Source organism: uncultured Litoreibacter sp., assembly GCF_947487515.1.
Lineage (GTDB): Bacteria > Pseudomonadota > Alphaproteobacteria > Rhodobacterales > Rhodobacteraceae > Litoreibacter.
On the sequence record NZ_CANKWO010000004.1, the window covers coordinates 95,698 to 114,684 of the forward strand.

Sequence of the window (18,987 nt, forward strand, 5' to 3'; positions counted from 1 at the left end):
CCCATGTCTGCAAGAGTGCCGCGTGAGACGAACCCTGATGCGCCGCACCTGCCGGTCCTCATTGATGCAATCTTAGACAATGTCACGCCTCAAGGGGTCTGGGTGGATGGCACCTTTGGCGCTGGCGGCTACACCAAAGCTTTCCTTGATAAAGGGGCGAAGGTTATCGGCATTGACCGCGACCCTTTGGTCTTTGAAATGGCAGCCAGTTGGGTTGAAACCTACCCCGCGCTGACACTCAAACGCGGTACATTCTCCGAGTTGGACAAGCTGGCGGGCGAATTGGTCGACGGCGTGGTTCTCGATCTGGGCGTGTCCTCTATGCAGTTGGATCAAGCAGAGCGCGGCTTCTCTTTCCTGCGTGACGGCCCGCTTGATATGCGCATGGGGCAAGATGGGCTAAGTGCCGCTGATCTGGTCAACGAGGGCTCCGAGGCCTTGCTGGCCGACATCCTGTTTCAATACGGCGAAGAACGTGCATCGCGCCGCATCGCCAAGGCGATGATCGCCGCGCGTCCGATCACCACAACGGCCAAGCTGGTGGAGGTGATCGAAAGCGTTCTGCCCAAAGGCAATCCCAGCAAGAGCCATCCCGCGACCCGCAGCTTTCAGGCGCTACGTATCGCTGTAAATGACGAATTCGGGCAACTTATCAGCGGGTTGGAAGCCGCAGAGCGTGCATTGAAACCCGGCGGTGAGCTGGCCGTGGTGACCTTTCATTCGCTGGAAGACCGTATCGTCAAAAAATATCTCCAAGCGCGCGCTGGCAAAACCGGTGGCGGCTCGCGCTATGCGCCCGAACAAGAGTTCGACGCGCCAACATTTGAGCTGATCACGCGCAAGGCTGTGACGGCAGACAAGGACGAGCTGGAGCGTAACCCGCGATCACGTTCGGCCAAACTTAGGGTCGGGCGGCGCACGGACGCCCCCGCAGCAGACAAGGGGAGGGCAGGTCTTGGCCTGCCCAAACTGACAGGACAGGAGCTTTTGTAATGCGTGGACTATTTTATTCGGTATCGGCCCTTGCGGTCATGGGGCTTGGCTACTGGGCCTATTACGAAAACTACGAAACCCAAGACGCGCTGCGCACGGCCTCTGGCTTGCAACGTGAAATCGGGTCATCCCGCGAAACCATGTCCGTTCTGGCCGCAGAATGGGCCTATCTGAACCGCCCCGAACGTCTGCGCGATCTGGCCGACCTGAACTTCCCCGATCTGGAACTTCTGCCGATCACACCGGGTCAGTTCGGGGATGTGGCGCAGGTCACCTTCGCCTCCCCCGAGGCAGAGTTTAACCTCGACGACATCAATGGCGCCGTGGATGTGCGCGGCAATTATCTGGCTGAGGACGGAGAGCAATACCCATGATCCGGACCCCGCTGCGCCCCTTGGCGCGAATTCTGCAAGCAAGACAGAAGGGCGAGAACCCAGACAAGATCGAGCGCGACAACATTCGTGCCCGTCATGAAGAAATGCGCGACAAAATGCGCCTGCGTGCCGAAAGCCGCTTGCTGTTCGTGGGGGTGTTCTTTGTGATCGCCTTCGCGCTGGTCGGTGCGCGGATGACCGAACTGGCCTCAAGCGAAGCAGTGGAGCCGCAAGCCTCCGCCACGGGTGCGAAGATTGTTGCGCAACGCGCTGATATTGTTGATAGAAATGATCGCGTGCTGGCGACCAACCTGATCACCAACTCCCTATACGCCCAACCTCATCTGATGATCGAGCCGGAGCGCGCCGCCAAAGAGCTGGTCGCCATCTTCCCTGATCTGGACTTGGCACGTTTGAAGAAAGATTTCTCCGGCAAGCGTAAGTTCTTGTGGATTAAGAAAAAACTCAGCCCAGAGCAATTGCAAAAAGTGCATGATATTGGCGATCCGGGGTTGCTTTTTGGACCGCGTGAGATGCGCCTTTACCCCAACGGCAAGCTGGCTGCACATATCTTGGGTGGGGCGAGCTTCGGGCGTGAAGGCGTTCATTCTGCTGAAGTAATCGGGACCGCCGGTGTCGAGAAATCATTCGACACCTACTTGCGGGACCCAGCTATGGAAGGCGCCCCTTTGCGCCTGTCGCTCGACATGAGCATCCAAGCCGCATCACGTCAGGTCCTAGAGGGCGGCATGAAATTGATGAACGCCAAAGGGGCCACCAGCATTTTGATGGATGTGCACACGGGCGAAGTTATCTCGATGATTTCCCTGCCCGATTTTGATCCCAACACCCGCCCCAACGGGTTGATCAAAGGGGACCCGTCCGACAGCCCCTTGTTTAACCGCGCGGTGCAAGGCGTGTATGAGCTTGGCTCGACATTCAAGATTTTTGCCGCCGCTCAGGCGCTAGAGGTCGGTCTTGTGAACCCAAACACGATGATCAACACCAAAGGCCCCATGCAAAAAGGCCGCCATAAAATTCGTGACTTCCACAACTATGGCCCAGCCCTCAGCGTGACCGATATTATCGTGAAGTCCTCCAATATTGGCACCGCACGCATGGCGCTTGATATTGGTGCGAAACGTCAAAAGCAGTTTCTCAAAGACCTCGGGTTCTTTGCGCCAACTCCGGTGGAGCTGGTCGAAGCCCCGGGGGCGAAGCCGCTGTTGCCGAAGAACTGGGCTGATATTCACACGATGACTGTGTCCTATGGGCACGGCATGGCGGCCAGCCCGCTGCATCTCGCCGCGGCCTATTCGACCATGGTCAACGGCGGCACATTGGTTAAGCCGACTTTGCTGAAGCAAACCGAGGTCGTCAAAGGCCCACGCGTCATTTCGCAAAGGACCTCTCAGCAGGCCCGCATGATGCTGCGCGAGGTGGTGAAGCGCGGTACGGCGTCTTTTGCCCGTGTCGAAGGATATGAGGTGGGGGGCAAGACCGGCACCGCCGATAAGCCAAAGCGCCGCGGTGGCTATCACAAGGACAAGGTGATCGCGACATTCGCATCCGCCTTCCCGATGAGTGATCCAAAATATGTGCTTGTCGTGACCCTAGACGAGCCGTCTGAAAACTCTGGTAAAAAGCCACGTCGCACCGCCGGTTGGACCGCTGTGCCCGTGGCGGCCGAAATGATCCGGCGCACTGCCCCCCTTTTGGGCTTGCGGCCAGCGCTTGATCGCGGTGAATTAAGCCAAGTTGTAAACACCGCATCCCGCTAGGCATTTGGCCCCGCGGGGCGACACTCTCGGGGGCACTATGGCACGCACACGCGCAAGCCTGAATGAATTGGGGCTAACCGCTCAGGGCACAGCGGATGTGCAGGTCACTGGCCTGTCCGTCGACAGCCGTCTCGTTAAACCCGGACATCTGTTCGCAGCCTTGCCGGGATCGAACGTCCATGGGGCGGAATTCATTCAATACGCCTTGCGTATGGATGCAGGCGCCATTCTGACCGACCCGGAAGGTGCGGAAATCGCCGCCGAAGACATCGCCGCCTCCGGTGCAGCATTGGTCGTCACCGAGGACCCGCGCCAAGCCTTAGCCTATGCCGCGGCCCTTTGGTACGGGGCGCAGCCCAGCTCCATGGTGGCGGTGACAGGGACCAATGGCAAAACATCGGTCGCAAGCTTTACCCGTCAGATTTGGCTGGAAATGGGGCTGGACGCCGTCAATTTCGGCACCGCGGGCGTCGAGGGGGCCTTCACAGCCCCGATGACCCATACCACCCCAGAGCCGATCACCCTGCACAAACTCCTGTCCGAGATGGCAGGGCAGGGCATCACGCATGCCGCGATGGAGGCCTCCAGTCACGGGCTGGAGCAACGCCGCCTCGACGGGGTGCGCTTGATTGCGGCGGCCTTTACGAATTTCACCCAAGACCACCTAGATTACCACGAAACCTTCCTTGAGTATTTCAACGCCAAAGCAGGTTTGTTCCGGCGCGTGTTGGCGCAAGACGGCGTGGCGGTGATCAATATGGATGACCCCAAGGGCACCGAAATGGCCGCAATCGCCAACGAACGCGGCCACCGTTTGCTGCGTGTCGGCAGTTCGGACAATTGTGACCTGCAACTCCTTGGCCAGCGCTTTGATGCCACCGGTCAGGACCTGCGCTTTTCCTTTGACGGCGATGTGCACCAAGCGCGCCTTGACCTGATCGGCGGCTTTCAGGCCTCCAACGTCATGGTCGCCGCAGGCCTTGCGATCGGGGCGGGGGCGAAGCCCGCTGAGGTGTTCGAGACCTTGCCAATGCTGACCACAGTGCGCGGGCGTATGCAAAAGGCCGCAACCCGTGCCAATGGGGCTGCGGTGTTTGTCGATTATGCCCATACGCCCGATGCGCTGGCCACAGCCCTTAAGGCCATGCGCCCCCATGTGATGGGGCGCCTTATCGTGGTCTTTGGCGCAGGCGGGGACCGCGACACCGGCAAGCGCCCACTTATGGGGGCGGCTGCGCGGGATCATGCTGATGTGGTCTTTGTGACAGATGATAATCCGCGCTCCGAAGAGCCATCCGCCATTCGCGCCGCGATCATGGAGGCCGTCCCGAACGCCACCGAGGTGGGGGATCGCGCCGAGGCTATTTTGCGCGGAGTGGATGCGCTTGGCGCCGGAGATACGTTGCTCATCGCGGGCAAAGGCCATGAAACTGGGCAGGTCGTGGGCGATGACATTTTGCCCTTTGATGACGTGGAACAAGCAAGCGTGGCGGTGGCTGCGTTGGAGGAACTGCTATGACGCTTTGGACATCTGACGAGGCAGTGGCCGCAACTGGTGGAACATCTGCCGTAAGCTGGACGGCTACCGGTGTCTCCATCGATACGCGCACGTTAGAGGCGGGCGATATGTTCGTGGCCCTGAAGGCAGAACGCGACGGGCATGACTTCGTCGCCCAAGCCTTGGAAAAGGGGGCGGGCTGTGCGCTGGTGTCCAAAATACCCGATGGGGTGCCCAAGGACGCACCTTTGCTGCTGGTGGAGGATGTGTTGGCCGGCCTTGAAGCCCTTGGTCGGGCAGCGAGATCGCGTACACATGCGCAGGTGATCGGCGTCACCGGCTCGGTGGGGAAAACATCGACCAAGGAAATGTTGCGCACTGCATTGACGGGCCAAGGGGCCATCCACGCCGCCGAGAAAAGCTATAACAACCATTGGGGCGTGCCGCTGACTTTGGCACGCATGCCGCGCGATACTGATTTTGCCGTGATTGAAATCGGCATGAACCATCCTGGCGAAATCGCACCTTTGGCCAAAATGGCGTGCCCGAATGTGGCGATAATCACCATCGTGGCCCCCGCGCATCTGGAGGCCTTTGTGTCCGTTGAGGACATCGCGCGCGAAAAGGCGGCGATCTTTGAGGGGCTCGAGCAGGGGGGTACAGCGATCATCAATGCCGATCTGGCTACGACGCAACTGCTGCTCTCCAAGGCACCTTCAAACTGTGAAACCTTCGGTCAGTCCGAGGCCGCCGACTGGCAACTGTTGGAGGCGACCTCTGGCGATGCGTCTACGGTCTGCCGCGCAAGCCACGCGGGCACGGCATTGGTGTTCAAACTTGGTGCGCTTGGGCGTCACTTTGCGATGAACGGGTTGGCCTGTCTGGCGGCCGCACATGCGGCAGGGGCCGATTTGGGGCGCGCTGCGGTAGAGCTGAGCAACTGGGCCCCCCCTTCTGGGCGGGGGCAGCGCAAGTTCATCCACCTTGACGCTCAGATGCCGGAGCAGGGGATCGATTTGTTCGACGACGCCTATAACGCCAATCCCGCCTCCGTCGGGGCGGCTCTTGATGTTTTGGCCAGCGCCACACGGCCATCGGCCGCAGGGCGCCGCGTGGCCATCCTTGGTGATATGAAAGAGCTCGGGGAGACCGAAGCTGATTTGCACGCCAGTTTCGCCACCCATCAGGCGATGGAACATATCGATCAAGTCCACTGTGTTGGACCATTGATGAAACATCTCTACGATTCCCTTCCCGCCTCCAAGCAGGGCCTATGGGCGCAGACCAGCGCCGAGTTGGCTGAAAGTCCGCTGGCACTGGTTCGGGCAGGTGATGTGGTGATGGCAAAGGGATCTTTGTCGATGAAAATGGCTCTGATCGTTGACGCCATCAAAAATTTGGGCCAATCCGTAGCTAAGTAACCAAAGGGGCACCGCTACATGTTGTATTGGCTCACCGCATTTTCAGATGGCGGCGATTTCTTTAACCTTTTTCGCTACATCACGTTTCGTGCGGGCGGGGCATTCTTCACAGCGCTTATTTTCGGGTTCGTCTTCGGGCGGCCGTTGATCAATCTGCTCAAACGCAAGCAGCGTAACGGTCAACCCATTCGCGATGACGGGCCAGAAAGCCACATCCTGACCAAGCAAGGCACCCCGACGATGGGGGGCGTGTTGATCCTTGGCGCTTTGATCTTGTCGACACTTCTGTGGGCGCGGTTGGACAATGGGTTTGTCTGGATCGTGCTGTTGGTCACAATCGGGTTTGGCGCGATCGGTTTCGTGGATGACTACGCGAAGGTGACCTCCAATTCCCATGCGGGCCTGTCGGCACGTATCCGGTTGATTTTGGGCTTTATCATCGCGGCCATCGCGGGCTTTTTCGCGACGACGTTGCATCCCGACGGGCTGGTCAACCAGCTGGCCTTGCCGGTGTACAAAGACACTTTGGTGAACCTCGGGTTCATGTTCATTCCGTTCACAATGTTGGTGATCGTGGGGGCGGCCAATTCGGTCAACCTCACCGATGGGCTGGACGGGCTGGCCATCATGCCGGTGATGATTGCGGCAGCGACCTTGGGCGTGATTGCCTATGCGGTGGGCCGCGTCGACTTCACCGACTACCTTGGTTTGCACTATGTTCCTGGCACGGGCGAGCTGCTGATCTTCATGGCTGGCATGATTGGCGGCGGGCTTGGCTTTCTTTGGTATAACGCCCCGCCGGCGGCTGTTTTCATGGGCGATACCGGTTCGTTGGCTTTGGGCGGCGCGCTTGGCACCATTGCGGTTCTGACCAAGCACGAGCTGGTCATGGGCATCGTTGGCGGCCTTTTTGTGGTGGAAACCCTGTCGGTGATTATTCAGGTTCTCTACTTCAAGAAAACCGGCAAACGGGTGTTTTTGATGGCCCCGATCCATCACCACTTTGAAAAGAAGGGCTGGGCAGAGCCGCAAATCGTTATCCGGTTCTGGATCATCTCTTTGATCCTTGCCATGATTGGCCTTGCAACATTGAAGGTGCGCTAGATGCCCCATGCGGAAATCAAATACTCGGCTGATCTGACACTCGATACACAGGCGATGATGGCGCTGATCGAGACAACGATTGCCAATCATGACAGCGGGGCAGGGGCCGTGAAGTCGCGGGCCTTTCAGGTCGGGGATTACAAGCATTCTCATGTGATTATCAACATCACCTTGTTGCCCAAGGCGCATCGCGATGCGGACTTCATGAATGCGCTTATGGGGGATCTATCTGCGGGCCTTAAGGGCGTGGTGGATCAGCCGTGTGCCTTCTCGCTGGAGCTGAGCTTTAACGGGCCCTACTACCACACCGCCTATCTTGCTGGGCCAGCCACTTGATCCCTGTTCAAGGATATGCCGGTGCAACGGTCGCCGTTCTTGGCCTTGGTCGCTCTGGGCTGTCTGCGGCGCGCGCATTGCGCGAAGGCAAGGCGCATGCGGTGGTTTGGGACGACAATGAAGCAGCCCGAGACACAGCGGCAGCCGAGGGTTTCGAGGTCCGCGATCTGGGCAAGCAAGGGGGCTTTGACGGCGTCGCTTCTTTGATCGTCTCTCCTGGAATTCCGCATCTCTATCCTTCTCCGAATAAGGTGGTGCGCGCCGCATGGGCGGCGGGTGTGCCGGTGGATAACGATATCTCTTTGTTCTTTCGCTCGTTCGCCACGTCGGAGTGGGACAATTTCGAGCGCATGCCAAAGATCATCGCGGTTACCGGCTCGAACGGCAAATCAACAACGTCTGCTCTGATCCACCACATCCTTGAGCATGCCCAACGTCCGACGCAACTTGCGGGCAACATCGGGCGCGGGGTGCTGGATATCGATCCCGCCATCGACGGCGAAGTAGTGGTGCTGGAGCTGTCTAGCTATCAAACCGACCTTGCGCGATCTTTGACGCCGGACGTCGCGGTCTTCACCAATCTGACCCCTGATCATTTGGATCGCCATGACGGCATGGGAGGGTATTTCGCCGCCAAACGTCGATTGTTTTCAGAAGGCGGTCCTGACCGGTGCATCATTGGGGTGGACGAAGACGAAGGTCTCTATCTCGCCAACCAAATGGCAAGCAACGCCGTGGATGATCGGGTGATCCGCGTCTCGTCAGCGCGTAAACTGGCTGGCGAGGGGTGGAATGTCTTTGCCAAGAAGGGCTTCTTGTCCGAATGGCGCAAGGGCAAGCAAATCGCGTCGATTGATCTGCGCAACATCTCCGGATTGCCCGGCTCTCATAACCACCAAAACGCCTGTGCCGCCTATGCGGCTTGCCGCACGGTCGGGCTGGCTCCGCGGGTGATCGAGGCAGCGTTTCACAGTTTCGGCGGCTTGCCGCATCGCTCCCAGTTGGTGGGCGAGGTGGACGGAGTGAAATTCGTCAACGACAGCAAGGCCACCAATGTCGATAGCGCCGCCAAGGCGTTGCAGGCGTTCACCAACATTCGCTGGATTTGCGGCGGGTTGGAAAAAGAAGGCGGGCTCGACGCGCTGCTGCCCCATGTGGGCGGCGTCACCAAGGCCTATGTGATCGGTCGCGAGGCGGCAAACTTCGCGATGCAACTGGGTGATCTGCCCCATGAGGTCTGCACCGATATGGCCACGGCGGTCGGACGCGCAACTGCTGATGCTACAAGCGGCGATACAGTTCTCCTCGCGCCTGCCGCGGCAAGTTTCGATCAATACGACAGCTTCGAGAAACGCGGCGAAGACTTCATTGCGCAGGTTGCGGCCATCACTCAGGCGTGAGCGCTCTGCTCCCGTTTTCTCAATATCCCATGTCGCGTTCCGCACGTTGCTTTTTCTTGGCGCGGTCCAATGTGAATTCACAACCTGCTCTTGTTGCTGTGGTGCACGAATAGGTCTGGCCCGCGACCACGATTGCCCAGACCTCTTTGCCCTTTTGACGGCCATTTAGGGCGATCGCACGCTTGAGGCGGTAGTCGGTTCCCTCAATGGTAATCTTGCTGTCGGGTAATGGCTTCGTGCTGGCCTTCACGATCGTCGGTATTCCTGGGTTTGCGCATGCGCTCGCCAGCAGTAACGCGCAGCCAACACCATAAGTTTTTGCAAAATTCTTCATGTAAACTTCCCCTAGACAATTCTGACTATGAGGGAGCGTAACACAGCTTGGATATCGCTCAAAACGCGGGCGGGTTGGGCTGGTCACGCTGCGCGCCAATGAGGTGGCGTATTTTGTCGAGGGGCGGGCAGGCGCTTTCCCTGTCAGTTCACCGTGCGTAGGCGGCTTCTCGCTCTGCCTCACTCAAGACAACGGGTTTCACCACAGAGCGCCCGTCTTCGCCAAAGAACGGCGTGTTCTTCCACGTCCCGGACACCCGTGCCTTTAGCATGTTGCGGATGGTGTATCCGGCAAAGCGCAATAGGCTTCCGTGTGGCTCTGGGACGGGTCCGGTGGCTTGGTCCGGTTTGTATTTGATTGTGACGGGGCCCAAGGACTCTTGGTTCGTCAAATTGGCGCTCATAAATCCAACGAACGACAATTTCGGGTTCCCCATTGTGTTGCAAATCGCGGTGTTACAGCAGCTGGTGTGCCAGCGGTACAGCCCTTTGGGGGCCAGTTGCAGGACTGCCAATTTATCCGCCCCAGCGGTGATTTCGACCTGTGACGGCTGGGTTTGATACAGATCGGTTCCGCCCGAGCTGTCCAGAATGTGGTCCTCTTGATTGAGGTGATGGGCAAAGGCGCGGCAGTCTTTGCAATAGCACATGGCGTGATTGCACGAAGAGGCACTCGGGCCATGAATGACGGCTTGAAATTCGCCACATTGGCAGGACAGGGTCAATTGAGGGGTCATTCGTTTGCTCCGTTCGTGGATATCAACATCATGACAACCGGCGCGCATCCGCGCAATTCCAAAACTTGAGGCTGGATTGCCGCAGCTTTTGCCGCTAACATTGGCGAATAGACCCGAAAAATCGGGCGATTGAGGCAGTTAAGGCGGTAATTCTCATGACTGAGATGGTGTATGGCACCGCTCTGGTGCAACCAGGCGAGCCAATTTTACCCAAATGGTGGCGTACGTTGGATCGCTGGTCGATGACCTGCGTCTTCGCATTGTTTGGGATCGGACTCTTGCTGGGGTTGGCCGCGTCGCCGCCCTTGGCCGAGAAAAACGGCCTTGATCCTTTCCATTACGTATCACGTCAGGCCTTCTTTGGCTGTGTTGCGATGATGACGATGATCGCGGTGTCGATGATGTCGACCTTGATGGTGCGCCGCTTGGCGACCTTGATGTTTCTGGCCACGCTTGTGGCTTTGGTTATGTTGCCTGTGTTCGGGACGGATTTTGGCAAAGGGGCCACGCGCTGGTATTCGCTGGGCTTTGCCTCGGTGCAGCCGTCGGAGTTCCTCAAGCCTGTGTTTATCGTCACCTCCGCGTGGTTGATCGCCGGAGGTCAGGAGATCAACGGCCCGCCCGGCAAGCTTTATTCCTTCCTTCTTACTCTGGTGGTGGTGGGTTTTCTGGCGATGCAGCCCGACTTTGGCCAAGCCTGCTTGGTGCTGTTTAGCTGGGGCGTGGTGTATTTCGTTGCTGGCGCGCCGATGATCTTGTTGGCGGGCATGGCCGGTGCGGTGGTCTTCGCAGGCCTGACGGCGTATTCGCTGTCCGAGCACTTTGCCCGTCGTATCGATGGTTTCTTGACCGCCGAGGTCGATCCAACCACCCAATTGGGCTATGCCACAAACGCCATTCGCGAAGGTGGATACTTCGGTGTCGGCGTCGGCGAAGGCTCGGTGAAATGGTCCCTGCCTGATGCGCATACCGACTTCATTATCGCCGTGGCTGCCGAGGAATACGGCCTCGTTATGGTGCTGGCGATCATCGCACTCTATGCCATCTTCTCGGTGCGTTGCTTGCACCGTTTGATGAAAGAGCGTGACCCGTTCACGCGTCTCGCAGGCACCGGCCTTGTGGCGATGTTCTCCATGCAGGCCTTTATCAACATGGGTGTGGCTGTGCGTCTGCTGCCCGCCAAAGGCATGACGCTTCCCTTCGTCTCCAACGGTGGGTCATCGCTCATTGCAGGGGGCATTGCCCTTGGGATGCTGCTGGCCTTCACTCGTCAGCGCCCGCAAGACGAGATGCGCGATATCCTTCTGCGCCGCAGGGGGCAATGATGTCTGACGCGCCACTTTTGGTGATTGCCGCTGGCGGTACCGGCGGGCATATGTTCCCCGCGCAGGCCTTGGCCGAAGCAATGCTGGCGCGTGGTTGGCGGGTGAAACTGTCGACCGACGCGCGCGGGGCACGCTACACAGGCGGCTTCCCCCAAGATGTCTCTATCGAGCAAGTCAAATCGGCCACATTTTCCCGCGGCGGTGTGGCTGGCAAACTCGCAGCGCCCTTCAAACTGGCGGCGGGCGTGCTGTCGGCAATGATGGCGTTTCGCAAGGATCGGCCTTCCGCGGTGGTGGGCTTTGGCGGTTACCCAAGCTTTCCCGCCATTTCTGCGGCGACGTTGATGAAGCTGCCCCGCGCCATCCACGAGCAAAACGGCGTGCTGGGCCGCGTCAACCAAGTGTTCGCCAAACGGGTCAATGCGGTGGCTTGCGGCACATGGCCAACCGACCTTCCCGAAGGGGTGGAGGGGGTATTCACCGGCAACCCTGTGCGGGGCGCTGTGTTGGAGCGGGCCTCCGCGGGCTATATCTCGCCAGGCGATTACCCAATGAGCATCGTCGTGATTGGTGGCTCGCAGGGCGCGCGCATCCTCAGCGAGGTGGTGCCTGCGGCAATTGCCGCCTTGCCAGATGCCCTGAAAACCCACCTTCGTGTGGCCCATCAGGCTCGCGATGAAGACGCCGAGACCGCCGCCGCGACCTATGCGCAGGCCGGTATCGACGCTGAGGTGCAACCCTTCTTTGAGGATGTGCCCAGCCGTTTCGCCGAGGCGCAACTTGTGATCTCGCGCTCTGGCGCGTCATCGGTGGCGGATATTTCTGTCATCGGTCGCCCGTCAATTCTGGTGCCCTTCGCGGCCGCCACCGCGGACCATCAAACCGCCAATGCGCGTGGCTTGGTCGAGGCGGGTGCGGCAATTATGGTCCCAGAAAGCCAACTCACGCCAGACACGCTGGCGGCGAATATCGAAACCATCCTCACCAATCCCGACGGGGCGCTTAAGATGGTGCAGGCGGCCTTATCCGTCTCCCGCCCTGACGCCACCGAACGCTTGGTCGAAATTGTTGAAACTCTCGCAAAGAAGAGCAAATGAACGCATCCGCTACAAAACTCCCGTTAGAACTCGGCGCCATCCACTTCGTGGGCATCGGCGGCATTGGCATGTCCGGCATCGCCGAGGTGCTGTTGAACCTTGGCTACACGGTCCAAGGCTCCGACATGAAGACATCGAAAATTACCGATCGTCTGAGCAAGCTTGGCGCAACGATCTTTGAAGGCCAACGTGCCGAAAACTTGGTGAATGCGGATGTGGTCGTGATCTCTTCGGCCATTAAGCCTGGAAACGCCGAGCTGGACGAGGCCCGTCTCAAAGGCCTGCCGGTTGTGCGCCGCGCGGAAATGCTGGCCGAGTTGATGCGCCTGAAGTCCAACATCGCCGTCGCGGGCACCCACGGCAAAACGACGACGACCACCATGGTTGCGGCATTGCTGGACGCGGGCAACATCGACCCGACCGTGATCAATGGCGGCATCATTCACGCCTATGGCTCCAACGCACGGGTGGGGCAGGGCGAATGGATGGTGGTCGAAGCAGACGAAAGCGACGGCACTTTCAACCGGCTGCCAGCCACCATCGGTATCGTCACCAACATCGACCCAGAGCATATGGAGCACTGGGGCGACTTCGATACCCTGCGCAAAGGGTTTCTGGATTTCGTCTCCAATATTCCGTTCTACGGGTTGGCGGTTTGCTGCACGGATCACCCAGAGGTGCAGGCGTTGGTGGGCAAAATCACCGACCGCCGCGTGGTTACTTTCGGGTTTAACGCACAAGCCGATGTGCGGGCGATCAACCTGACCTATAAGGCGGGGGTGGCGCATTTCGATATCGCTTTGCAAAACGATGACATGGTGATCGAAGGCTGTTCCCTGCCCATGCCGGGGGATCACAATGTCTCTAACGCGCTTTCCGCCGTCGCGGTGGCGCGGCACCTTGGGATGAAGGCCGAGGAAATCAAAGACGCGCTGGCAAGTTTTGGCGGCGTGAACCGTCGCTTCACCAAGGTGGGCGAAGTTAACGGCGTCACCATCATCGACGATTACGGCCACCACCCCGTTGAAATCGCCGCCGTCCTCAAGGCCGCGCGTCAGGCGACCGAGGGCCGCGTTATCGCGATCCATCAGCCGCACCGCTTTTCCCGATTGCATTCGTTGTTTGACGACTTTTGCTCCTGTTTCAATGATGCTGATGTTGTGGGGATCGCGGATATCTTCGCCGCCGGTGAGGATCCGATCGAGGGCGCAGGTCGCGACGATCTGGTGGCAGGTTTGCTGCGCCACGGCCATCGCCACGCCCGCGCCGTGATCAACGAGGACGACCTGCTGCGCCTTGTTCGCGAGCAGGCCAAAGCCGGTGATATGGTTGTTTTGCTTGGGGCTGGTACCATCAGCGCATGGGCGAATGCTTTGCCCGCGCGCTTGGGTGATCCGTCATGAGCCTTTCCCTTCTGGCAGCATGCATCTGGGTCGTGGTGGCGAATGTCTCCGCCATGATCCCGTCAAATGACAATCTTTGGCGCAGGGCCTATGTGCTTATCGCCGTGGGGGTGCCGTTGCTGGGGTGGGTTACATATGAAAACGGCCCGTGGATCGGGTTGATCTGCTTGGCGGCGGGGGTGTCTGTTCTGCGGTGGCCCGTCCGCTACCTCGCGGGGTGGGTGAAGCGCAAAGCCGTCGGCGAGACCTCCGAATAGCGCAGCCTCAGCGTCTCGTAGCATAAGCGGCGCAATCTTGCCGTTGCAGCACGAGGACCGCGCCTTTGACCACCTGTGCGGGCCAGCCTGGTTTTTCGGTCAAACTGCAATTTTTTCAGTCAAACAACGAAGTCATGCGGCAAGATAGCCTGCGGGCGGGCAAAATTTATACCTGAGTGAAAAAGTCAGGTTGACATACCTTATTAAATTACTCAGATATATAACACGTCTAGCCACCCCAACCAGCATTGGGGAAGCCCGATTATCAATTGATGAAAGGACTTCCGAAATGCGTGATGCCGTTGAACATTTGAAACCCCACTCCACAGAGCGCGACAGCAGCTCTTTGACGCGTGAGGAAATCGCACTGGCGCAACTTCAGGCGGGGGTCAGTGAAGGCTTCAGCATGGAATGGCTGCTCAACTGCGCCTCTGCACATGATGCCAGAACACGTGATGCAAGTGCAAGGGAGCAAAGCTAATGTCTTTCCATTCCGCAAAAGAAGCAATGACGCCGGTGTCGAACATGTTGCCTACCTATTCGGCCCAAGAGCTGACCAAAGGCGCAGATCAGGCGCAGATCGTCCTCGGTGACCAGATATATACCCTGCGGATTACGCGTGCGGGCAAGCTGATCCTGACAAAATGACCGGCACGTTGGACAAGCGCGGCGGGGCGCCGGTGGGCTTCGTGACGGAGCTGGACGGGATCGAGGCGGCCTCGGTCATCTATTTGCGCCTTTGGTGCGATGGCCCTGACAGTCAGGCCAATGTCCGCAGGGACTTCATGTCTTCCCTTGGGGCCGCTCAAGGGCACAAGACGCTGAAATCATTTGAGGATCTCTGCAGTCTTTGCGCACGACACGGGCGCAGGCCCTTGATGCGGCATTCCATAAGCTGCAAGTGCCTCGGCTCCGATGAATCATGTTTTGCAAATTTCATCGGCGCGGCCGCCAACGGGGACCGCGAAGATGCCATGCTGATCGCAACTTTGCTGGTGCGTGCGGACGTCGCCCCGTTGATCACCTCCCTTGCAACCGACTTTGGGCTGGCGCTGAAGCAGATGAACCTGCGCGCCCCCAAACATATGGCTGGAGAGGCGTCTCGCCCTCCATCTCAATCCCCGACGTTTCACTGAAAGAAATCCCCATGAAATATGCCTGTCTGACCTCCACGGTGTTGTTTGTATCTGTTGCCGCGCCAGCCTTTGCCGTCGATAAGGCCGAGGTATTGAAAACCTATGCCGATATTGCCTTTGCGAAATACTCCGACAGTCTGACCACGGCCCAAAGGCTGCAAACCGCAGTGACCGCGCTGGTATCAGAGCCCTCTGCCGCGGCCTTGCAGGATGCCAAATCAGCGTGGCTGGCGGCGCGGGTCCCCTATCAGCAGACCGAAGTGTACCGCTTTGGGAACCCGATCGTCGATGACTGGGAGGGCAAAGTAAATGCTTGGCCGTTGGACGAGGGCCTGATCGACTATGTGGATGCCTCTTATGGCGGCGCGTCCGATGAAAACGAATTTGCGGCATTGAATGTGATTGCGAACCCGAGGTTCACCCTGTCTGGCAAAGCCATTGACGCGACGAAGATCACACCGGCGCTTTTGGAAGGCTCTTTGCAAGAAGCCGACGGTATCGAGGCGAATGTTGCAACCGGATATCACGCCATCGAATTCCTGTTGTGGGGGCAAGACCTCAACGGGCATGCGGCAGGGGCTGGGAACAGGTCATGGACCGACTACGCCAAGGGGGCGGCCTGCACCAATGACAACTGCGACCGTCGCGGCGAATACCTTGGCGCGGCCACCGAGTTGTTGGTCACTGATCTGGAATGGATGGCGGCTCAATGGGCGGATGGCGGGGCGGCGCGAGCTGTGTTGACGGCCGACACGACCGCAGGCCTTGCGGCCATCTTGTCGGGGATGGGGTCTTTGTCTTACGGCGAAGTCGCCGGTGAGCGGATGCGCCTTGGTGTGATGTTGAACGACCCTGAGGAGGAACACTCCTGCTTTGCCGACAACACTCACAATGACCACTACTACGACGGGTTGGCCGTCCAGAATGTCTACCTTGGCACCTATGTGCGCAGCGACGGCACATTGGTCACCGGCCCGTCACTGGCGGATTTGGTGGCGCTAAAAGACCCCGCATTGGATGTTGAAATGCAGACCAAGTTGAGCCGGACGATGATGTCTTTGGGGCGGATCAAAACAACCGCCGAGGCGGGGTTTGCATATGATCAAATGCTGGAACGCGGCAATGCCGCAGGGGAGTCGCTGATTATGGGCCGGCCCTTGCGGACAATCGCCCCGAAGCCCGCGCAACAGGGCGGGAATGGCGCACACCGCCGCTTTGGGGGGTGGGGTTGACCCAGCAGGTCAGCGGCCACAGCACCTTTTTGCATGATGGTCGGGCGCGGTCTCTTTTGGAGGCGGTGCTTTGGCACGGGGGCGAGGCGCAGTCGCAGCGCGATGCGGTGCGCGCCATGGAAACCGGCGACCGTGAGGCGTTGGTCAAATTTCTGGAAAGCCTGTGAAGCCCGTCGCAGTGTGCTTGGCGCTGTTGGTCACGCCGGTCGTGGCCGCCGCCGACCCGATCCCCGACATCGTGGATCGCCATATATTGCCCAAGTTCCACCTTCTCGCACAAAGAACCAAAGCCCTGTCGGGGGCGGCGCACCAAGAGTGCGACCCGCGCTCTGCGGCCCTGAGGGCGGCTTATGGGGCGGCCTTTGATGCGTGGGTGTCGGCCAGTCACCTGCGCTTCGGCCCGACAGAGGTGAATGATCGTGCCTTCGCGCTGGCCTTCTGGTCCGATAAGCGCGGGGCCACACCGCGCGCCTTGACCGCGCTACTGACCCAAGAGGATTCCATCGCCACCTCTGCACAAACCTATGCCGAGGCCTCTGTCGCGGCGCGGGGGGTCTACGCCTTGGAATATCTGCTCTATGATGAGGCGTTGATCTCAATGGCGGGGGCGACCTATCGCTGCGCGTTGCTTCAAGCCGTTAGCGCCGATATGGCCGCCAGTGCATCTGCCATCTATGAGGACTGGCAATCGGATTTTGCCGCCAAGCTGCGGTCCCCCGAACCCGCAGCGGTCTACCGCAGCCCCGCCGAAGTCCTGCAAGTTCTGTTCAAATCGCTTTCGACAGGCCTTCAATTTACCTCCGAGACCCGCCTTGGGCGACCTTTGGGGCGCTTTGATCGTCCACGCCCCGCGCGGGCAGAGGCGCGCCGGTCCGGACGGTCGTCGCGACATGTGCAGATGAGCCTCGCGGCGCAGCAAGACCTCGCGCTGCGGCTTGCTGGGGATGAGGCCGAGCTGCGCGCCAAGCTGCAGGCAGGTTTCATGCGCGCACTCTTGCAACTGGCTGATCTGCAGGATCCGGTGTTTGAGGGCGTGGCGGACCCCCAGTCCCGTCTAAAGATAGAGTCGTTGCAACAATCCGTTGATGCCATCCGCGCCATTGTGCGCGAGGACTTGGGCCCGAAGCTTGGGGTGACGGTCGGTTTTAACGCGCTGGACGGGGATTGAGATGCCAAAGACAGGGGTGCGCCGACGCCAGTTTCTCAGCGGACTTCTGGCAACGGGGCTTTTGCCCAAGTCAACTTGGGCGGACGCGGGGGCACCAGTCTTCCTTGCGGCGGCTGCGCGGCCCGATGGTCGCTTTTTGCTGTGCGGGATTGGTGCCGATCTGGCGATCCGGCTTGAGCTGCCACTCCCTGCGCGCGGCCATGATGCAGCGACCCACCCGACGCGCCCCGTCGGACCGCGTGGTGGGCTGCGCGGCGGCAGGCGCTCAAAGCTGGCATGGGACAATCACCTCATCCCCGTGTGCCCCACATAAATCCGCTGGTTGGGACGGCGGGCATTGTCGCGGTCGAAGGAGATTTTCCCTTGCCCAAGGCGGGCTTGGGATTTAGCACAAATCCATGACAGATTTTCCGACGCCTCGCGGGGTTTTGACCCCTGATCGCCCATTGGCGGATCTCACTTGGTTGCGCGTTGGCGGCCCCGCATTGGCATTGTTCCAACCAGCGGATCACGATGATCTGGCTGACTTTTTGCGCGACCTTGATGGCGAAATCCCTGTGTTTCCGATGGGGGTGGGGTCTAACCTGATCGTGCGGGATGGCGGGGTGGATGCCGTGGTGGTCCGCTTGGGGCGCGGCTTCAATGGCATCACATTTGACGGCACTCGCGTGATTTGTGGTCCGGCTGCGCTGGATGCACATGTTGCGCGGAAGGCGGCGGACCAAGGCTTGGACCTCACCTTTTTGCGCACCATCCCGGGGGCTATTGGCGGTGCTATCCGTATGAACGCGGGCTGCTATGGCTCCTATGTGGCGGATGTGTTCGTCGAGGCCACAGCGATTGCGCGCGATGGTCAAAGGGTGACGCTCAGCGCAGAAGATTTGAACTTCGGGTATCGCTCCTCGGATTTGCCCGAGGGCATGGTGATCGTGGAGGTCGTGTTGCAGGCCCCTCAGGGTGATCCCGAAAGCTTGCACGCCCGCATGGTTGAGCAGCTGGCAAAGCGCGACGCGACACAGCCGACCAAGGACCGGACCGCCGGCAGCACCTTTCGCAATCCCGCGGGCTTCTCGTCGACAGGGCAGGCGGATGACACCCATGAGCTGAAAGCATGGAAAGTCATCGATGATGCGGGCCTGCGGGGCCACAGCCTCGGGGGCGCTCAGATGAGCGAAAAGCATCCGAACTTTTTGATCAATACCGGCGGGGCCACGGCGGCTGATTTGGAAGATTTGGGCGAGTTGGTGCGGAAAAGGGTTCTCAAACATAGCGGAATAGAGCTACAATGGGAGGTGCTTCGGGTAGGTAAACGCTAACCCAAGCATGGACTAACTAAATATAGGGGTCATGAAGATCCCAGACACATAATAAGCCCCACAAAGGGGCAATTGA

Annotated in this window: 21 protein-coding genes and 1 pseudogene; 20 read left to right on the top strand and 2 right to left on the bottom strand. The window is 59.4% G+C overall.

Annotated features, from left to right (window positions below; translation table 11 throughout):
• The first annotated feature begins 3 nt into the window (after positions 1-3).
• Genes rsmH through murD form a run of 8 tightly spaced genes read left to right on the top strand, consistent with a single transcriptional unit; the run spans position 4 to position 8,907 of the window.
• On the top strand, positions 4-993 hold the full coding sequence (gene rsmH, locus Q0746_RS14405; RefSeq protein WP_298261489.1) for a 16S rRNA (cytosine(1402)-N(4))-methyltransferase RsmH: 990 nt from the start codon (positions 4-6) through the stop codon (positions 991-993).
• Positions 993-1,367 carry a cell division protein FtsL gene (locus Q0746_RS14410; RefSeq protein WP_298261491.1) on the top strand — a complete coding sequence of 125 codons (375 nt, stop codon included), beginning with the start codon at positions 993-995 and terminating at the stop codon, positions 1,365-1,367. The genes rsmH and Q0746_RS14410 overlap by 1 nt, the downstream gene beginning before the upstream one ends.
• Positions 1,364-3,148, top strand: coding sequence for a penicillin-binding protein 2 (locus Q0746_RS14415; RefSeq protein ID WP_298261493.1), 1,785 nt, complete (start codon positions 1,364-1,366; stop codon positions 3,146-3,148). The genes Q0746_RS14410 and Q0746_RS14415 overlap by 4 nt, the downstream gene beginning before the upstream one ends.
• A gap of 37 nt (positions 3,149-3,185) precedes the next feature.
• Positions 3,186-4,667 (top strand): UDP-N-acetylmuramoyl-L-alanyl-D-glutamate--2,6-diaminopimelate ligase, encoded by a 1,482-nt coding sequence (locus Q0746_RS14420; RefSeq protein ID WP_298261495.1) that lies wholly within the window; start codon positions 3,186-3,188, stop codon positions 4,665-4,667.
• Positions 4,664-6,067, top strand: coding sequence for a UDP-N-acetylmuramoyl-tripeptide--D-alanyl-D-alanine ligase (murF, locus tag Q0746_RS14425; protein WP_298261497.1), 1,404 nt, complete (start codon positions 4,664-4,666; stop codon positions 6,065-6,067). Before Q0746_RS14420 ends, murF begins: the two co-directional genes overlap by 4 nt.
• An 18-nt stretch (positions 6,068-6,085) precedes the next feature.
• Positions 6,086-7,171, top strand: coding sequence for a phospho-N-acetylmuramoyl-pentapeptide-transferase (mraY, locus tag Q0746_RS14430; protein ID WP_298261498.1), 1,086 nt, complete (start codon positions 6,086-6,088; stop codon positions 7,169-7,171).
• Positions 7,172-7,507 (top strand): hypothetical protein, encoded by a 336-nt coding sequence (locus Q0746_RS14435; protein WP_298261500.1) that lies wholly within the window; start codon positions 7,172-7,174, stop codon positions 7,505-7,507.
• Positions 7,504-8,907: a UDP-N-acetylmuramoyl-L-alanine--D-glutamate ligase gene (gene murD, locus Q0746_RS14440; protein WP_298261502.1), complete on the top strand. Its 1,404-nt coding sequence runs from the start codon at positions 7,504-7,506 to the stop codon at positions 8,905-8,907. The genes Q0746_RS14435 and murD overlap by 4 nt, the downstream gene beginning before the upstream one ends.
• A gap of 19 nt (positions 8,908-8,926) precedes the next feature.
• Here murD and Q0746_RS14445 read toward each other — a convergent pair whose 3' ends face one another.
• Both Q0746_RS14445 and Q0746_RS14450 read right to left on the bottom strand, forming a co-directional pair.
• Positions 8,927-9,241: a hypothetical protein gene (locus Q0746_RS14445; RefSeq protein ID WP_298261504.1), complete on the bottom strand. Its 315-nt coding sequence runs from the start codon at positions 9,239-9,241 to the stop codon at positions 8,927-8,929.
• Between the two features lie 148 nt (positions 9,242-9,389).
• Positions 9,390-9,977, bottom strand: a complete 588-nt coding sequence (locus tag Q0746_RS14450) for a DUF6151 family protein (RefSeq protein ID WP_298261506.1) — start codon at positions 9,975-9,977, stop codon at positions 9,390-9,392.
• A 155-nt stretch (positions 9,978-10,132) separates the two neighbouring features.
• On the opposite strand from Q0746_RS14450, the gene Q0746_RS14455 reads away from it, so the two are divergent.
• From Q0746_RS14455 to murB, 12 genes and pseudogenes are all read left to right on the top strand, one after another.
• Positions 10,133-11,302: a putative peptidoglycan glycosyltransferase FtsW gene (locus tag Q0746_RS14455; RefSeq protein ID WP_298261508.1), complete on the top strand. Its 1,170-nt coding sequence runs from the start codon at positions 10,133-10,135 to the stop codon at positions 11,300-11,302.
• A complete protein-coding gene (murG, locus tag Q0746_RS14460) occupies positions 11,302-12,399 on the top strand; it encodes an undecaprenyldiphospho-muramoylpentapeptide beta-N-acetylglucosaminyltransferase (RefSeq protein ID WP_298261510.1) in 1,098 nt (365 codons plus the stop codon). The genes Q0746_RS14455 and murG overlap by 1 nt, the downstream gene beginning before the upstream one ends.
• Positions 12,396-13,802 carry a UDP-N-acetylmuramate--L-alanine ligase gene (gene murC / locus Q0746_RS14465; RefSeq protein WP_298261513.1) on the top strand — a complete coding sequence of 469 codons (1,407 nt, stop codon included), beginning with the start codon at positions 12,396-12,398 and terminating at the stop codon, positions 13,800-13,802. Before murG ends, murC begins: the two co-directional genes overlap by 4 nt.
• Positions 13,799-14,059: a DUF2484 family protein gene (locus Q0746_RS14470; RefSeq protein ID WP_298261515.1), complete on the top strand. Its 261-nt coding sequence runs from the start codon at positions 13,799-13,801 to the stop codon at positions 14,057-14,059. Before murC ends, Q0746_RS14470 begins: the two co-directional genes overlap by 4 nt.
• Positions 14,060-14,348: 289 nt before the next feature.
• Positions 14,349-14,540, top strand: a complete 192-nt coding sequence (locus tag Q0746_RS14475) for a hypothetical protein (protein ID WP_298261516.1) — start codon at positions 14,349-14,351, stop codon at positions 14,538-14,540.
• On the top strand, positions 14,540-14,707 hold the full coding sequence (locus Q0746_RS14480; RefSeq protein ID WP_298261517.1) for a hemin uptake protein HemP: 168 nt from the start codon (positions 14,540-14,542) through the stop codon (positions 14,705-14,707). Before Q0746_RS14475 ends, Q0746_RS14480 begins: the two co-directional genes overlap by 1 nt.
• The gene (locus Q0746_RS14485) at positions 14,704-15,195 is read left to right on the top strand and encodes a hypothetical protein (protein WP_298261519.1); all 492 of its coding nucleotides are present in this window, start codon (positions 14,704-14,706) and stop codon (positions 15,193-15,195) included. The genes Q0746_RS14480 and Q0746_RS14485 overlap by 4 nt, the downstream gene beginning before the upstream one ends.
• An 11-nt stretch (positions 15,196-15,206) precedes the next feature.
• Positions 15,207-16,427 (top strand): imelysin family protein, encoded by a 1,221-nt coding sequence (locus tag Q0746_RS14490; protein ID WP_298261521.1) that lies wholly within the window; start codon positions 15,207-15,209, stop codon positions 16,425-16,427.
• A pseudogene (locus Q0746_RS14495) lies at positions 16,343-16,594 on the top strand (di-heme oxidoredictase family protein); the annotation flags it as partial. The gene Q0746_RS14490 and the pseudogene Q0746_RS14495, both read left to right, overlap by 85 nt.
• Entirely contained in the window at positions 16,591-17,595 is a 1,005-nt protein-coding gene (locus tag Q0746_RS14500) for an imelysin family protein (protein WP_298261523.1), read from the top strand. The pseudogene Q0746_RS14495 and the gene Q0746_RS14500, both read left to right, overlap by 4 nt.
• Before the next feature lies 1 nt (position 17,596).
• On the top strand, positions 17,597-17,908 hold the full coding sequence (locus Q0746_RS14505) for a hypothetical protein (protein WP_363322777.1): 312 nt from the start codon (positions 17,597-17,599) through the stop codon (positions 17,906-17,908).
• Between the two features lie 85 nt (positions 17,909-17,993).
• Positions 17,994-18,911: a UDP-N-acetylmuramate dehydrogenase gene (gene murB / locus Q0746_RS14510; RefSeq protein WP_298261525.1), complete on the top strand. Its 918-nt coding sequence runs from the start codon at positions 17,994-17,996 to the stop codon at positions 18,909-18,911.
• Positions 18,912-18,987: the final 76 nt, after the last annotated feature.

What these genes read in the sequence shown, in the direction of transcription:
- Q0746_RS14475 (WP_298261516.1), top strand. Translation starts at nt 14,349, where the DNA reads ATGCGTGATGCCGTTGAACATTTGAAACCCCACTCCACAGAGCGCGAC.
- Q0746_RS14480 (WP_298261517.1), top strand. Translation starts at nt 14,540, where the DNA reads ATGTCTTTCCATTCCGCAAAAGAAGCAATGACGCCGGTGTCGAACATG.
- murF (WP_298261497.1), top strand. Translation starts at nt 4,664, where the DNA reads ATGACGCTTTGGACATCTGACGAGGCAGTGGCCGCAACTGGTGGAACA.
- Q0746_RS14470 (WP_298261515.1), top strand. Translation starts at nt 13,799, where the DNA reads ATGAGCCTTTCCCTTCTGGCAGCATGCATCTGGGTCGTGGTGGCGAAT.
- mraY (WP_298261498.1), top strand. Translation starts at nt 6,086, where the DNA reads ATGTTGTATTGGCTCACCGCATTTTCAGATGGCGGCGATTTCTTTAAC.
- Q0746_RS14410 (WP_298261491.1), top strand. Translation starts at nt 993, where the DNA reads ATGCGTGGACTATTTTATTCGGTATCGGCCCTTGCGGTCATGGGGCTT.
- murC (WP_298261513.1), top strand. Translation starts at nt 12,396, where the DNA reads ATGAACGCATCCGCTACAAAACTCCCGTTAGAACTCGGCGCCATCCAC.
- Q0746_RS14490 (WP_298261521.1), top strand. Translation starts at nt 15,207, where the DNA reads ATGAAATATGCCTGTCTGACCTCCACGGTGTTGTTTGTATCTGTTGCC.
- Q0746_RS14435 (WP_298261500.1), top strand. Translation starts at nt 7,172, where the DNA reads ATGCCCCATGCGGAAATCAAATACTCGGCTGATCTGACACTCGATACA.
- rsmH (WP_298261489.1), top strand. Translation starts at nt 4, where the DNA reads ATGTCTGCAAGAGTGCCGCGTGAGACGAACCCTGATGCGCCGCACCTG.
- Q0746_RS14485 (WP_298261519.1), top strand. Translation starts at nt 14,704, where the DNA reads ATGACCGGCACGTTGGACAAGCGCGGCGGGGCGCCGGTGGGCTTCGTG.
- Q0746_RS14415 (WP_298261493.1), top strand. Translation starts at nt 1,364, where the DNA reads ATGATCCGGACCCCGCTGCGCCCCTTGGCGCGAATTCTGCAAGCAAGA.
- Q0746_RS14445 (WP_298261504.1), bottom strand. Translation starts at nt 9,241, where the DNA reads ATGAAGAATTTTGCAAAAACTTATGGTGTTGGCTGCGCGTTACTGCTG.
- murG (WP_298261510.1), top strand. Translation starts at nt 11,302, where the DNA reads ATGTCTGACGCGCCACTTTTGGTGATTGCCGCTGGCGGTACCGGCGGG.
- murB (WP_298261525.1), top strand. Translation starts at nt 17,994, where the DNA reads ATGACAGATTTTCCGACGCCTCGCGGGGTTTTGACCCCTGATCGCCCA.
- Q0746_RS14505 (WP_363322777.1), top strand. Translation starts at nt 17,597, where the DNA reads ATGCCAAAGACAGGGGTGCGCCGACGCCAGTTTCTCAGCGGACTTCTG.
- Q0746_RS14455 (WP_298261508.1), top strand. Translation starts at nt 10,133, where the DNA reads ATGACTGAGATGGTGTATGGCACCGCTCTGGTGCAACCAGGCGAGCCA.
- Q0746_RS14420 (WP_298261495.1), top strand. Translation starts at nt 3,186, where the DNA reads ATGGCACGCACACGCGCAAGCCTGAATGAATTGGGGCTAACCGCTCAG.
- Q0746_RS14450 (WP_298261506.1), bottom strand. Translation starts at nt 9,977, where the DNA reads ATGACCCCTCAATTGACCCTGTCCTGCCAATGTGGCGAATTTCAAGCC.